General features: G+C 56.2%; 11 protein-coding genes and 1 tRNA gene. 10 read left to right on the top strand and 2 right to left on the bottom strand.

Going from position 1 to position 14,445, the window contains the following annotated elements:
* Positions 1-23: 23 nt before the first annotated feature.
* The 9 genes from AC007G_RS08650 (at position 24) to AC007G_RS08690 (ending at position 12,044) form a co-directional block, all read left to right on the top strand.
* Positions 24-287, top strand: coding sequence for a PAAR domain-containing protein (locus AC007G_RS08650; protein WP_131063593.1), 264 nt, complete (start codon positions 24-26; stop codon positions 285-287).
* Positions 287-1,717, top strand: coding sequence for a hypothetical protein (locus AC007G_RS08655; protein WP_142630030.1), 1,431 nt, complete (start codon positions 287-289; stop codon positions 1,715-1,717). The genes AC007G_RS08650 and AC007G_RS08655 overlap by 1 nt, the downstream gene beginning before the upstream one ends.
* 5 nt (positions 1,718-1,722) lie before the next feature.
* Positions 1,723-5,142 (top strand): ImcF-related family protein, encoded by a 3,420-nt coding sequence (locus AC007G_RS08660; protein WP_142630027.1) that lies wholly within the window; start codon positions 1,723-1,725, stop codon positions 5,140-5,142.
* A complete protein-coding gene (tssA, locus tag AC007G_RS08665; protein WP_142630086.1) occupies positions 5,142-6,743 on the top strand; it encodes a type VI secretion system protein TssA in 1,602 nt (533 codons plus the stop codon). The genes AC007G_RS08660 and tssA overlap by 1 nt, the downstream gene beginning before the upstream one ends.
* A gap of 42 nt (positions 6,744-6,785) precedes the next feature.
* Positions 6,786-8,540 carry a type VI secretion system baseplate subunit TssF gene (gene tssF, locus AC007G_RS08670; protein WP_416238766.1) on the top strand — a complete coding sequence of 585 codons (1,755 nt, stop codon included), beginning with the start codon at positions 6,786-6,788 and terminating at the stop codon, positions 8,538-8,540.
* Positions 8,504-9,589 carry a type VI secretion system baseplate subunit TssG gene (tssG, locus tag AC007G_RS08675; RefSeq protein ID WP_142630024.1) on the top strand — a complete coding sequence of 362 codons (1,086 nt, stop codon included), beginning with the start codon at positions 8,504-8,506 and terminating at the stop codon, positions 9,587-9,589. The genes tssF and tssG overlap by 37 nt, the downstream gene beginning before the upstream one ends.
* Positions 9,567-10,112 (top strand): type VI secretion system lipoprotein TssJ, encoded by a 546-nt coding sequence (gene tssJ, locus AC007G_RS08680; protein ID WP_132467895.1) that lies wholly within the window; start codon positions 9,567-9,569, stop codon positions 10,110-10,112. The genes tssG and tssJ overlap by 23 nt, the downstream gene beginning before the upstream one ends.
* Positions 10,112-10,567 (top strand): type VI secretion system baseplate subunit TssE, encoded by a 456-nt coding sequence (gene tssE, locus AC007G_RS08685; RefSeq protein WP_032695495.1) that lies wholly within the window; start codon positions 10,112-10,114, stop codon positions 10,565-10,567. Before tssJ ends, tssE begins: the two co-directional genes overlap by 1 nt.
* Before the next feature lie 82 nt (positions 10,568-10,649).
* Positions 10,650-12,044, top strand: a complete 1,395-nt coding sequence (locus AC007G_RS08690) for a VasL domain-containing protein (RefSeq protein WP_142630022.1) — start codon at positions 10,650-10,652, stop codon at positions 12,042-12,044.
* A 279-nt stretch (positions 12,045-12,323) separates the two neighbouring features.
* Here AC007G_RS08690 and AC007G_RS08695 read toward each other — a convergent pair.
* Both AC007G_RS08695 and AC007G_RS08700 read right to left on the bottom strand, forming a co-directional pair.
* Positions 12,324-12,395, bottom strand: a tRNA-Arg gene (locus AC007G_RS08695).
* A 74-nt stretch (positions 12,396-12,469) separates the two neighbouring features.
* On the bottom strand, positions 12,470-13,375 hold the full coding sequence (locus tag AC007G_RS08700; protein ID WP_032695493.1) for a formate/nitrite transporter family protein: 906 nt from the start codon (positions 13,373-13,375) through the stop codon (positions 12,470-12,472).
* A gap of 268 nt (positions 13,376-13,643) precedes the next feature.
* On the opposite strand from AC007G_RS08700, the gene mlaA reads away from it, so the two are divergent.
* Positions 13,644-14,405, top strand: a complete 762-nt coding sequence (mlaA, locus tag AC007G_RS08705) for a phospholipid-binding lipoprotein MlaA (RefSeq protein WP_015583753.1) — start codon at positions 13,644-13,646, stop codon at positions 14,403-14,405.
* The last annotated feature ends 40 nt before the right edge of the window (positions 14,406-14,445 follow it).

The following is a 14,445-nucleotide window of genomic DNA, read 5'->3' on the forward strand; positions in this document are numbered from 1 at the left end:
ACTTTAATTTTAAGGAGTGAAATATGGGGAAATTTGCCGTCGTTTTGGGAGACGCCACTTCGCATGGTGGCAAAGTCACATCGGCCTCATCCAGTTTCGATATATCCGGTAAAAATGCCGCACTTTTAAATGATACCGTCAGTTGCCCAGAGCACGGCACAAACAAAATCATTGAGTGCGATGTTTCTGCATATGAAGAAAACGGACGCGGAATTGTATTACATGGCTGTAAAACACAATGTGGGGCGAGTGTCATCGCAAGCATGCAGGATATGGAGGTTGGCTGATGGGTTGGTCTCTTCCGGAGGTGCCTGAAAAAGAGCAGGCACCATCCTGGTCACCGTGGTTCTGTCTGTTGATTATTTTTCTCGGACTTTTCATTGGGTTGCTTGTTGCTGTACTGAAATCACCGACGACAGGGTTACCTTCATTGAGCAGTGGGGCCTGGTTGCCACTGACGGTCTGGATATTTGCGGGCATTGCGGCAGTCATCGCCGTCTACAGTTTTTGCTGGGAAACGCGGGCAATTCGTGTCTGGAACTGGAATGAGTGGTGCCGGAACATGCGTCTGAAGTGGCGCTTACGTGCACATCAGCATCTCGTCATTCTCAGCCATGTTTTCATCGCTGCTGATATGGGGCTGTTGCCTCGTCTTGCACATACCCAGGAAGAGGGAAGTGCAGACATTCCGCCTTTAACGATGTTGCCGGACGAACCGCTTACTCCCGGCATTTCACGTTTTGAGCAGTTACTTCACCATCTCATTGCTCAGATAACACCTTCTATTCAGCGGTATTATCCCGTGGGCTCGCTCCAGATTATTGTTCAGACCAACGGTAGCGATAAGGACCGGGAATCTCAGGCATTTCACCGTATCTGGTCAGACGGATCTCTGTCCTGGAAAGAGGGGATTCATGTTCAGGATGCAGACGCATCCCTTGATGACTGGAATCAGTTTGTGGGTTCATCAAAGCGCCCCGTACTGGTACTGGCGATGCACTATCGGTTACCCGACGATGTTTTGCCGGAATTTGCCAGTGCGTTATTTTTGATGCCACCGTCAATGCTGAATCAGGGAGAACAAAAAAATGCGTTACGGCTTTTCCGGGCGATGCCGCTCAACACCCGTACGCTTGCAACCGAACTTAGTGAATTACGGGATATGGCCCTCACGCCTGCCAGCAAGAAACATCTTGTCTGGCACAGCGGACTGTCAGATGCACCACGGCGGTCAGTGAGCAGAGTGCTGAATGACCTGTCGGTCCCTCTGTATGATGGCATCGGTACTGGCGGCGTCATTGATTATGACAGCGCATGCGTCCGGTATGGCGGTCTTGCTGGCTGGGCAATGATCGGGGCTGCGGCTGAAATGGCCGCTTATGGCCCCGCCTGCCAGTGGCTTCTTCTCGAAAGTGAAGATGATGCCTGGGCAGTAACGCTCGGAAACGTCGACCCTGCAGCCGGGTATGGTCATTGGGTTATTCAGCCACCGTTCCCCGGGGGCTCTGTTCTGATGGCGTTACTGCTGAATGTCGGGCTGTACAGCCTGATGATCAACTATTTCCCTTCAACGGCATTATCCTGGTCAGGGATCTCTCTTCTTCTGCTGTCACTGCTAGTGACATTACCTGGGCTGGTCATTTTGCTGCGACGAATTACAGCCCGTCTTCAGCGCCCCGAATTTATCAGGGTCGCGCGACAGTCCGGAAAGGAATAACCGGCATGAAAAAGGTTTCAAAGCCCTTAGGAGCAGGACTACTCATCGTGGCAGTCCTGTTGATGATACTCTTTGTTCTAGCACAGACAACGCAGTTGCCCTCTGGAAACGGTGACGATAATTTCTGGTTCGTGCTGGCAGGTGTTATCACCTTAACAGCCGCACTATGCTCTCTGGTATTTTTTATGTTGTCCGGGCAACAAAATCTTTCTCCCGTTACGCCTGATGGCGGAACTAGTGACAGTCAGGAAAGAACGCCGGAACAATATTATTTTTCAGCACTCAGCAAGCATCTCAAAAGACGTTACACATTGCTCTGGCAGCGTAAGGTGCAGTTGCTGCTGGTCACCGGCGATGAGGCGGCAATCGAACAACTGGTCCCCGGCCTGCAACAACAGCAGTGGCTGGAAGGCAGCCGTACCGTGCTGATTTACGGCGGCAGTCTGACTGCTGAGCCCGATCGCGAAAAATACACCGCGCTGCGCAAGCTGCGCCGCGGGCGCCCACTGGACGGTATTGTTCGCGTTATGCCCGCGTCGCTAAACCTGACCCCACAAATCAGCGACAGCGATTTACGCGGGCTGGAAAAAATCAGTGAACTGCTCCGTTATTCCGCCCCGGTCTGGCTGTGGCAACTGTGCGACAGCGCCTGGTCGCAGACTACACGCCCTGAGCAGGCGGTCGGAGCCCGTTTCCCGCTGCGTGCTAAGCCTGATGATATTACCCGCCAGCTAGAACTGATGCTGCCGGTCCTGCGAACGCAGGGGGTGAGTCAGGTCGCTGAGAACAACGGTCACGACTTCCTGCTGCGCCTGGGCCAGCGTCTGAAAGACGGCGGTATCGCCCGCTGGGCTCAGCAACTGGTGCCATGGCTCTTCGACTCTCAGCAGCGCGTTCCACTGCGTGGCCTGATGTTCAGCCTGCCAGGCGATAAAACCGCTGATACATCTGAGAGAGCAGCAGCACCTGCATCTGCCGATGCTGAGAAATATGTCCCGGAATCACAACGCCATGCGCTGACCCTGCCGGTGTCCTGGCAGGGTATCGTTGACGACTGCGCCCGCATACGTGGCCGCCGTGTCGGCATGGCGTGGGAACAGACGCTTGCCTGGACGCTGATGGCCATTATCGGTGTCTGGGGAGTGGGGACGCTGCTGTCGTTCGCTGTCAACCGCATGCAGATAGTTTCTGTTGCTGAGCAGGCTCATGCCCTGGTAGAGCATCCTTCCGTATCGGATTACCAACTGACGGCCTTGCATACTCTGCGTAATGACGCCGGTCGCCTGCTGCACCGTGTCCGGGAGGGAGCGCCCTGGTATCAGCGCTTTGGTCTCGACCACAACCCGCAGCTGCTGAACGCGATGCTGCCCTGGTACGGCGTGGTGAACAACCGACTGATTCGCGATCCGGCGAATGTCGCCCTGACGCAAAAGCTCAGCGCGCTGGCTAACTCAGCGCCGAACAGTGACCAGCGTGCGCAGTTGGCGAAACCGGGCTATGACCAGCTGAAAGCCTGGCTGATGATGGCCCGGCCGGATAAAGCCGACGGCGCGTTTTACGCGCAGACCATGAAAGTGGTGCAGCCGACGCGCATAGGCATCTCAACCGGGTTGTGGCAAAGCCTGTCACCGGATTTGTGGGCGTTCTACATCTCCGAACTACCAAAGCAGCCGCAGTGGAAAATTACGCCGAATACGCAACTGGTCAGTCAGAGCCGCCAGGTGCTGTTGCAGCAAATTGGGCACCGCAATGCCGAAAGCACGTTGTATGAAAACATGCTCAAATCGGTACGCCGTAATTTCGCCGATGTGTCTCTGGAAGACATGACCAGCGGCACCGATGCTCGCCGCCTGTTCATCACCGAGGAGGTGGTGCCGGGCATGTTTACCCGCCAGGCATGGGAAGGGGGGATTCAGCAGGCCATCGAGAAAGCGGCCAGTTCGCGCCGCGATGAAATTGACTGGGTGCTGAGCGACAGTCGAAAAGCTGTCTCCTCAGACTTGTCGCCGGAAGCACTGAAAGCGCGTCTGACGCAACGTTACTTCACCGACTTTGCCGGCAGCTGGCTGAGCTTCCTGAATAGTCTGCGACTTAACCCGGCAAACAATATCGCTGACGTCACCGACCAACTGACGTTGATGAGTGATGTCCGTCAGTCACCGCTGATTGCCCTGATGAATACGCTGGCGTGGCAGGGGCAGACCGGCCAGCAAAGCGAAGGGCTTTCGGACTCCCTCATCAAATCGGCTAAAGACCTGGTGGGCGGGAAAGACAAACCGGTGATTGACCAGTCTGCGTCAGGCCCACAGGGACCACTGGATGAAACCTTTGGCCCGCTGCTTCAGCTTCTGGGCAAAAACACCAGCAGCAATGTGATGTCGGCTGATAACTCACTGAGCCTGCAAACTTACCTGACTCGCATCACCCGCGTACGTCTCCGTCTGCAGCAGGTAGCCAGCGCCTCTGACCCGCAGGAGATGATGCAGATCCTGGCGCAGACGGTATTTCAGGGTAAAAGCGTTGACCTGACCGATACCCAACAATATGGCAGCCTGATTTCGGCAAGCCTTGGCGAGGAGTGGAGCGGCTTCGGTAACACGATGTTTGTGCAGCCGCTGACCCAGGCCTGGGAGACCGTACTGCAGCCGTCGGCAGCGAGCCTGAATGATAAGTGGAGTCGCTCGGTGACGGCGAACTGGCACACCGCATTCGACGCACGCTTTCCGTTTGCCGCCAGCAAAAGTGACGCCTCGTTGCCGATGCTGGCTGAATTTGTGCGCAAGGACAGCGGACGAATTGATCGCTTCCTGACGACAGAGCTCAGCGGTGTGCTGCACAAGGAAGGCAGCCAGTGGGCACCGGATAAGGTCAACAGCCAGGGGCTGAGTTTTAACCCGGCCTTTCTGCGGGCCATTAACCAGCTTAGCCAGCTGTCAGACATTCTGTTCACCGATGGCAGTCAGGGCATCAGCTTCGAACTGCAGGCGCGTCCTGCATCGCAGGTGGTGGAAACCCAACTGACAATTGATGGACAAAAGTTGCATTACTTTAACCAGATGGCCGACTGGCAATCTTTCCGCTGGCCGGGAGAAACGTATAAGCCAGGCACGATGTTGACCTGGACCTCAACCAGCGCCGGTGCGCGCCTGTTTGGGGATTACAGCGGCACCTGGGGCTTTATTCGCTGGCTGGAGCAGGGCAAGCGCCAGCAGCTTGACCGTAGCCAGTGGATGATGAGCTTTACCGCCCCGGACGGTCGAATTCTGCAGTGGGTACTGCGCTCACAACTCGGAAAAGGTCCGCTGACGCTGCTGGATCTGCGCGGTTTCACGCTGCCGGATCAGATATTCAGTGTCGACAGCGCGGCCACCGCTCAGGCGCTGATGGACAACAGCGGAAACAGTGACATCGATGGGAGCGAATGATGAGCACTCTGCAGGATCTGGTTGCCGCCTGTCAGGCGGATAAAAACCTGCTGTCGCAACAGGCGCAGGTACGCACGGAAAGCTGGCATCCCTGGCTTGCCCCGGTCAGCGATACCAGTCCGACGGGAGCAGACCCGGGATATGACGAGGATTTTCAGCGTATCCGCGAAGAGGTCAACAAACTTTCCGGCATCAATACCGGGCTGATTTGCACGCTTGCTGAAAAGCTGCTGACTGGCACCGCTAAAGATATCCGGGTTGCCACCTATTACTGTTGGGCGCGCCTGCACCAGGACGGCGAAGCCGGTTTTGCCGAAGGGCTTGAGCTGCTGGCGGGGCTGTTGCAGCACTATGGGACGAAACTTCACCCTCAGCGGGAGCGGAGCCGTAAACCGGCGCTGGAGTGGCTCGCAGGCTCCCGTGTTCTCGATAGCCTGTCACTCTGGCCGGAAGTGGTGCGCGAGGATGCCCTGCGCACTGCCGGTGCGCTGCTGCTCATCCGCAACAGTCTGGAAACCGGGCCGGAAGCGTCACGTCCGGAGATGAATGCCCTGTACAGCGCGCTGGAATCTCGTCTGATGAAGGCCGGTGGCATGGATGCGGTGGTGCCGCAAAACGCCGGTAACAAGGGGCAGTCACAGACCTCCGCGCCTACGACCGAGCCTGACGCGCCGGTCCTGAGTCGCATCACGTCCGGTCAGGATTTACTGGCCCAGGCCCGAATCCTGACCGGATATTTGCGTGAACAACCCGATGGCTGGCTTGCGGCACATCGGCTAATGAAAAGCCTACGCCATGACACGCTGAGCGCTATTCCGGCACCGAATGCCGAAGGGAAAACGCGTATCGAACCGCCGCGGGCTGACCAGCGGGCCATGCTCAAGCGGTTGTACCTGCAGCAGAGCTGGCTGGAAATACTGGATCAGGCGGACAGCACCTTCTCACGCGGCGCTAATCATCTCTGGCTGGATTTGCAGTGGTATATCCATCAGGCCCTGCTGAAGTCCGGGCAAGCAGTGCTGGCCGACATCATCACCGCCGACCTGAAAGGGCTGCTGCGCCGCCTCACCGGACTTGAAACGCTGGCCTTTAATGACGGTACGCCCTTTGCCGATGAGGTCACGCTGAACTGGATAAATCAGAACGTGCTGGACGATATATCCGGCTGGCGGGATGAACCGGTCAGTGCCGCCAGAGGGGCTGACAACGACATTCTGGCACTTGAACCAGAAGCACTGGAGAAAGCTGACAGTGACGGACTGGATGCCACTCTTCACTGGCTGCAAACACGCCCGGGCACCGACGCCATAAAAGATAAATGGCTACTGCGCCTGCTGATGGCCCGCGTGGCCGAACAGAAAGGTAAGAATGAACTGGCCCTGCATCTGCTGAGGGAACTCGATAGCGCTGCGCAGTCCATCACCCTCACGCAGTGGACGCCGACACTGTTATTCGAAGTCAAATCGCGTCGCCTCAGACTGCTGCGCATGAAAGCCACACGCGGTGAAACCGATAAATCACGGTTACAGCCTGAGATGGACCAGCTTCTGGCCGGTCTGATCGCACTCGATCCAGCCAGCAGCGCGGTACTTTGCGGGTAAAAACGCCTGGCATACCTTTAAAATTCATATATTCAGGTTTTTATGGACGACTTAACCCTGCGTTATTACGACGCTGAAATGCGCTACCTGCTGGAAGCTGGCGAAGAGTTTGCCCGTGCTCATCCCGAGCAGGCGGCAATGCTCAATCTCGATAAAGCGGGGGCGCGCGATCCGTACGTGGAACGCCTGTTCGAAGGCTTTGCCTTCCTGATGGGCCGGCTGCGTGAGAAGCTCGATGACGATCTGCCGGAACTGACCGAAGGGCTGGTCAGCCTGCTTTGGCCACACTACCTGCGCACCATTCCGTCAATGTCGGTGGTGGAGTTCACCCCTGACTGGCGCGAGATGAAAGAGCAGATGCGCATTGTCAAAGGTTTCGAGGTGAACTCGCGGCCGATCGGTGAGAAGGGCACTCGCTGCCGCTATACGACAACGAAAGAGATCGCGCTTCAGCCGCTGTCGCTGGATCACGCCCGCCTGTCGTCAGACCCTGACGGGCGCTCGGTCATCAGCCTGCGCTTTAACTGCAGCCATCTTGCTGACTGGCGTCGTGTCGATCTCAGCCAGATCCCGTTCTACTTTAACGCCGATGCACCGCTGGCCTGCGCCATGCATGAAGCCTTTACCATGAACACTGCGCGTCTCTGGTTGAGAATGCCAGGCGACGTGGACAGAAGACCGCTGGACGGATATTTCACCGCGTTGGGGTTTGGCGATGACGACGACCTGTGGCCGAGAGGGGGCAGCAGTTTTAGCGGTTACCAGCTGCTGCTGGAATATTTCACCTTCCGCGAGAAATTTATGTTCATCGGCCTGCGTGGGCTGGAGAGGGTGGAATTCCCGGCTGAGCTCCCCTGGTTCGAAATCGACGTGGTGCTGGCGGAACGCTGGGAGCATGACTTCAGCTTTACCGAAAAGCATCTGCGCCTGAACTGCGTGCCGGTGATTAACTTGTTCCCGCTGGAATCTGACCCGCTGACGCTCAACTCTCTGCAAACCGAATACATGCTGCGCCCGATGCGCGTGCAGGATGGCCATACTGAGATTTACGCAGTGGATTCGGTGATGTCTTCCAGCCAGCACTCTTACGTGCCGTTCTCGAGCTTTCGCCACAAGGGCGGAATGCTGCGACACGACGCGCCGGAGTATTTCTATCATACCCGCGTGCGCCGCGGCCCGTCCGGGCTACACAATACCTGGCTTATCCTCGGTGGCGAAGCGTTTGATAACCACACGGTGCCGGAAGATGAAAGCCTGTCGCTGACGCTCACCGGCACCAATGGTCAGTTGCCTCGCCGGGCGCTACAAAGCGCCGTGCTCGATACGGTGATGAAAACCACTTCGGCCAGTATCGCCGTGCGCAATCTGTGCGCGCCGACGCTACCCTGTTATCCGCCGGCGCAGGACCGTTTTCACTGGCGCGTGCTGAGCCACCTTGGCAGCGGTTTTCTCTCAATGATGGATAACGCTGACGTGCTGCGTGGCACTCTGGCGCTGTATGAGTGGACTGATAGTGAGATGAACCGCCGCCGTCTGGAAGCCATCATCGATGTGAAGCACGGTGAAGCTCAACGCTTCGAACAGGGCTATCTGGTGCGCGGCGTGCAGATTGAGGTGACGTTGGATAGTCACGGCTTTGCCGGACGCGGTGACATCTGCCTGTTCGGCGAGATGTTGAGCCGCTTCTTTGCGCTTTACACCGACATCTATCTGTTTAACCGCCTGATTATCATTCTACAACCGACCGGAGAGCGCCTGGAATGGCAAGAGAAGCACAACCGCCGCATTCCCGGCTGACCCCGCGGCTGGAGGCCGATCTTCACCGCATTAACTTTTATCGTTTTTGTCAGTTGCTGGAGAAACGTAATCCGCACAGGCCGCTGATGGGCTCGACCAGCCACCCTGTGGATGATCCGGTCCGCTTTGCCCCGCATCCGGGGATGGGGTTTCCGGCCAGTGAGCTGAAAGCCGTTGAATATGATGAGGATAATGACAGCAAACCGCCGGTTATCCGCGCCACATTTATGGGGATGTATGGCGTGGATTCCCCCTTGCCGACCGCCTATCTTGATGACATCACCCAGCGCCGGGAAGGGCATGAGGCGCTGCAGGGCTTTCTGGATATTTTCAGCCACCGCATCCTGACGCAGTTTTATCGCATCTGGCGTAAATACTCTTACCCCGCCACGTTTGAGCCAGGGGGGACCGACAACATTTCGCAGTCACTGCTGGGCCTGGTGGGACTGGGTATTCCCGGCACGGCGAACCACATTGCCACACCGGTATCCCGATTTCTGGCGCTGCTGGGGGTGCTGCGCCAGCCTGGTAAAACCCAGGAGGGGATGCAGGCGCTGGTGATCCTGCTGGCCCCGGAGACCACCGTCAGGGTCAGCCCGTATTGCCTGCGGCCGGTGGAAGTCAGCCGGCCACTGGGCTTTTACGGCGATGATGATTTTCTGCTGGACGGCAACACCCCCCTGGGTGACGAAGCGATGGATGCGGGCAGCCAACTGCTGGTTGCGCTCACGACGGATAACGAGCAGGAGGCGCAGGGCTGGAAACCGGATGGTCTGCTGTACCACGATTTCCTGGTGATGCTGCGTGTTTATCTCGGCTGGCGCTTTAAGGCAAAAATCACCTTCACCACCCGGACCCGTCTGTTGGCCGCTCCGCCGCTCGGCGACGGTCCTTTCTGGCTCGGCATGAACGGCGTACTGGGCATGGAAGGCGATGACCTCCCGGAGGATCTCCCTCAGACCTTTACGACAGAACTGGGTGACTACACCGGGCTGGAGCCTGCAACACCACAACAAGGAAACCGACGTGTTACGTACAAATTTAACTAAAACAGCGCGCTGGCTGTTGCCCCTGCTGGCATTCAGTCTGGCGGGTTGTGGGGTGACCCAGGGCATCACCGATGGCACCAAATCGGCGTTTAACGCCGTGTTCTACAAAAATATTAAGGTGCTGCACCTGGATTTCACCGCCCGTGAAGCGCTGAACACCGACTCCCGCGAGAGTAACTCGCTGTCTGAGCCAGTGGTGGTCCGTGTCTACCAACTGAAAGACCGCAAAACCTTCGACAAAACGGTTTACCAGCAATTGCTCCAGGATGGGGATAGCATTCTGAAAGCTGACCTGTTGGCGAGCCGTGATGTGGTGGTGAAGCCGGGCGGAGATGCGAGCCTCAACATGCCAATGGAAGCCGGTGCGCAGTTTGTGGCAGTGGCGGGACTGTTTCGTCACCCGGATATGGTTAACAATACCTGGAAGCGGGTGATTCAGCGTGAAGACCTCGATCCGGATAAGCCGCGCATTCTGGAAGCCAGTAACAATCATCTGACGCTGCAACCGCTCAAGGACGACTAATGCCCCGGGAACATCGCACGCCTTCGCTGTATGAAATGCTCACCGGTCATTTTACCGGTGGCCTTGCTGTCAATCAGGTCAGTGAAGAAAATCAGGTCATCCTGTCTGTGCTGGACAACATGCTGCGGGTTCTCAACTGCCGTGCCGGGACGCTGGCGCACCTGCCGGATTACGGGCTGCCGGATATGACCAGAATCCTGCAAGGGATGCCGGGTAGCGCCCATGAGCTGATGGCGACATTGTCTGCGGTTCTGCTGAAATATGAGCCGCGCCTGAAAAAAATAACCGTTGTCCTGGAGAAACAGGAAATTCCAGGTGAACTGCACTATGCCATTGACGCTGAACTCAACGGTGTTGGCCTGGTGCGCTACGGCACCGAGTTTATGCCCGAAGGGCGGGTCCTGCTGCGACACCTGAAGCAACGGCAGTATCTCGACACGACAACCCGCATGTAAGGCCGGATAGCGCCATATCAGTCATATCTCCGGGCCTCAAAAATCCTCCATAGTTTCAGACACGTCAGATGGATATCTGGTCATGAATGACATTACCCCACATAAAATTAAAACCGGCGGCGATCCGCGTACCCTGCCGGATTATGCAGCCCTACGTGATGAATTGAGTAAGCTGACCCATCCGGCGCGCCCGGATGTGAACTGGCAATATGCCGAAAAGCTCTGCCTTTCATTATTTGAACAAAACGGTGTTGAACTGCAGACGGCTGCCTGGTATACGCTTGCGCGGACGCATCTGGCCGGATTGTCTGGTTTAAATGAAGGGCTGGCAATCCTGGAGGCCCTGATAAGCCATCAGTGGGGCGCGCTCTGGCCTCAACCTGTACATGCCCGCATCGAAATCCTCAGTGGTCTGAGTCAGCGTCTGCAGCAACGGATGCGCACGCTCCTGCCGAATTACAGCGACCTCTGCCAGCTATATCGGGCAGAGCAGTTGCTTACCGCTCTCTGCGTCGTGTTACAGCGCCTGGAACTTAAACACCTCAGTCAGTTTGCTGCCTTGCGTACACTGATGCACAACAATGCCGCCCGGCTGGAAAACGGTGATGACACCTCCGGTTGTGCTGGGGCGAGCATTGAGACGGGGATCGGGCTGCCTGCCACGGTAATGAATGGTTCAGGGGGAGCAATGAGCGCTCCGGCTGATGGTCCGCCGGAAGGGAGTCGCGCGGCGGATAGTACAGCGAAGCGGGTGTATGTCGCGCAAGCAGAACACCAGGCGAATATCGAAGTACAGGCGGCAATGCCCGCGCCGGTAAAAAAAACGAAATCCTTTGTTGCCGGGATGTGCACCATGCTGGTGGTAAGCGTGGCGACGGCGTGGGGTTGGCATACCTTACTGCGGTCTGATCCACTCCAGACTCAGCTCGCCGCCTCACTTGCGCCGTTACCTGCAACGCTCACACCTGCACAGCTGGATGTGTTGCGCCAGCGATCCTCGTTATCACCTGCGGTTATCACACAAACGCAGCAGCAGCTTGCCCGACTGGACAAGCTTCCCCCTGACTGGAATATCGCCTGGAGCAGGCAGCTTCTGGAACAGGCTCAGACGCTTTGGCCGGAGCAGGCTAAATCTCTGGCACAACAGTGGCAGCAACAGCTTACTGCTGCCTCATTGCCGGCAGAAAATCTCAATGGCTGGTATCAGGGAATGACGACGCTACAAAAACTGAGCGACAGGCTGAACCGGCTTGATGAGCAGAAGGGGAAATACATGACGGTCAGTGAGCTGAAATCAGTGGTCTTTTCCGCTATGCAGTCCTTTAATCAAGCCATACCCGCTGAAGAGCAATTGCGGGCATTATCACAAACGCCTGCCGGCAACCCTTTACCGGTTGCTGACAGGACTCAACTGGAGATGCATCTGAAGCAATTGGCTGCCCGTTATGCTGAAATAAAACAGAAGGCATCAGAATAAAACTTATATTATTCATTGTGTTAATTTGATTGGCGTGCCAGATAGCCTGTCGGCTTTTTTACTCTTTCCTGACAATCGCTTTCCCTCTATTCCGCCATCCACCGCCCGACGGTTTGCAAGTCTGTAAGCGTGAGCAAGAGATATTTCATGCGCGGGCACGTTGAGCCGTTATGTTGACCATGAGATAGAGTCCGTTGCTGTCGAACAGGCGTTTTATTAAATAGTTGGTACGTAAGGGGTTGAGCGAACTGTGTCGGAGTGTGGCGAACGGCTAAGAAGTGTCCCCTGCAGGAATCGAACCTGCAACTAGCCCTTAGGAGGGGCTCGTTATATCCATTTAACTAAGGGGACGAAGCGGCGGGAGTATAGCGTTTTTTTCCTTGTTCGTTAAGCATCTATGGGTTGAATGCTTAAACTCTCGCCACTTAAGGGTGTTTTTTTGCCTTGAGCCGCTCCTTTTTGTCGTTGCTCATGTCGTTGCGAATCTGCGCATGGCTGAGCAGCGCAAAAATAAAAGTGCCGCCGCAAATGTTGCCAGCCAGCGTCGGCAGCGCGAAAGGCCAGATGAAGTCTTGCCAGGGCAGCGAGCCGTTGAAGACCAGGTAAAAAATCTCAACGCTGCCGACAACGATATGGGTGGTATCGGCGAGCGCAATCAGCCAGGTCATCATGATGATCACCACGATTTTTGCCGCGCCGGCGGCGGGAAACATCCACACCATGGTCGCCACCAGCCAGCCGGAAATAATCGCATTGGCGAACATTTCAGACGGCGTATTTTCCATGACCTTTAAACTGATCTCCTGAAACGCGCCGCGGGTGGCATCGTCAAAAATCGGCATCATATTAAAGGCCCAGGCCGCAATTGCCGTACCGACCAGGTTACCAATAAGCACCACGCCCCAGAGCCGTAGCAGGAGGCCGATATTCCCGGGCGTCGGCTTATGCATGATGGGTAATACCGCGGTGACGGTATTCTCGGTAAACAGCTGCTGGCGAGCCATGATGACAATAACAAACCCGAAGGTATAACCCAGATTCTCCACTAAATAACCACCGGGAAGTTCGCCCAGGTGAACATGGAAAATCCCTTTCGCCACCATCGAGGCCCCCATCGACAGACCAGCGGCTACCGCTGACCACAGAAGTGCAAGGGCATCGCGCTCCAGCTCTTTTTCCCCCTCCTGACGGATCTCTTCATGGGTGGCCATTGCACGCGAGGGCAGGCGTTTCTCGTTGACCTCAATCGGTTCGCCATCCTGTTTTTCATCGCTTTCAACCTCCACCTCTTCGCTATGAGGGCGCTCGTGAGGTTTGGGATCTGTCGTCATGGCATTTCCTCCTGCGTTTTTTCATTCTCATAAGCGTAGAGATGTTTCACCCGACTGGCCCGGGATAACCTCCTAAATTTTTGCTGATGGCAAGAATAGCAATACGAATATTGCAAAATATGTATAGAATCAGGGCGCAACAATTATGCCAAAGAAGGCTATGCTGAAAGCAGGCACCAGATTGCAATTTGCTTCGGGTGGTATCGTCATGGAGGCAGTGGTCCCCGGATAGCCCACCGCAATAGCCAAAATTAACAGGGAGACACCTATGAATTTTCGCCTGTCGGCGCTTGCGCTTGGCGCCACATTGCTGGTGGGATGTGCCAGTTCCAGCTCTGGCGATCTGCCGCAGGGGCGTTCAGACCCGCTTGAAGGGTTTAACCGTACGATGTTCGACTTCAACTTTAACGTGGTGGATCCGTACGTGCTGCGTCCGGTTGCCGTTGCCTGGCGTGATTATGTCCCGCAGCCGGCGCGCAATGGGCTGAGTAACTTCACCAGCAACCTTGAAGAACCGGCGGTGATGGCGAACTACTTCCTGCAGGGCGATCCCTATAAAGGTATGGTGCACTTTACCCGCTTCTTCCTTAATACCCTTCTCGGAATGGGCGGCCTGATTGATGTCGCCGGGATGGCGAACCCGAAACTGCAGCGTGTTGAACCGCATCGCTTTGGTAGCACCCTGGGTCATTATGGCGTGGGTTACGGCCCTTACGTACAACTGCCGTTCTATGGCAGCTTTACGCTGCGTGATGAAGGCGGTGATATGGCTGATGGTCTTTATCCGGTCCTTTCCTGGCTGACCTGGCCGATGTCTATCGGTAAGTGGGCGGTTGAAGGGGTTGAGACCCGTGCTCAGTTGCTGGATTCCGACGGCCTGCTGCGCCAGTCTTCCGACCCGTATATCATGGTTCGCGAAGCCTACTTCCAGCGTCATGACTTTATTGCCAACGGCGGTAAACTTACGCCGGTCGAGAACCCTAACGCTCAGGCGATTCAGGGCGATCTGAAAGATATCGACTCGCAGTAAACACGAGTAAATATGACAATAAAAAAGGGTGAACTCGCGT

The sequence above is a fragment of the Klebsiella sp. CSG-1 genome (genome assembly GCF_056521145.1).

Bases quoted from the DNA above. Each gene is read 5' to 3' on its own strand.
- tssF (WP_416238766.1), top strand. From the start codon at position 6,786: ATGGACGACTTAACCCTGCGTTATTACGACGCTGAAATGCGCTACCTG.
- AC007G_RS08700 (WP_032695493.1), bottom strand. From the start codon at position 13,375: ATGACGACAGATCCCAAACCTCACGAGCGCCCTCATAGCGAAGAGGTG.
- AC007G_RS08650 (WP_131063593.1), top strand. From the start codon at position 24: ATGGGGAAATTTGCCGTCGTTTTGGGAGACGCCACTTCGCATGGTGGC.
- tssE (WP_032695495.1), top strand. From the start codon at position 10,112: ATGCCCCGGGAACATCGCACGCCTTCGCTGTATGAAATGCTCACCGGT.
- AC007G_RS08660 (WP_142630027.1), top strand. From the start codon at position 1,723: ATGAAAAAGGTTTCAAAGCCCTTAGGAGCAGGACTACTCATCGTGGCA.
- mlaA (WP_015583753.1), top strand. From the start codon at position 13,644: ATGAATTTTCGCCTGTCGGCGCTTGCGCTTGGCGCCACATTGCTGGTG.
- tssA (WP_142630086.1), top strand. From the start codon at position 5,142: ATGAGCACTCTGCAGGATCTGGTTGCCGCCTGTCAGGCGGATAAAAAC.
- AC007G_RS08690 (WP_142630022.1), top strand. From the start codon at position 10,650: ATGAATGACATTACCCCACATAAAATTAAAACCGGCGGCGATCCGCGT.
- tssG (WP_142630024.1), top strand. From the start codon at position 8,504: ATGGCAAGAGAAGCACAACCGCCGCATTCCCGGCTGACCCCGCGGCTG.
- AC007G_RS08655 (WP_142630030.1), top strand. From the start codon at position 287: ATGGGTTGGTCTCTTCCGGAGGTGCCTGAAAAAGAGCAGGCACCATCC.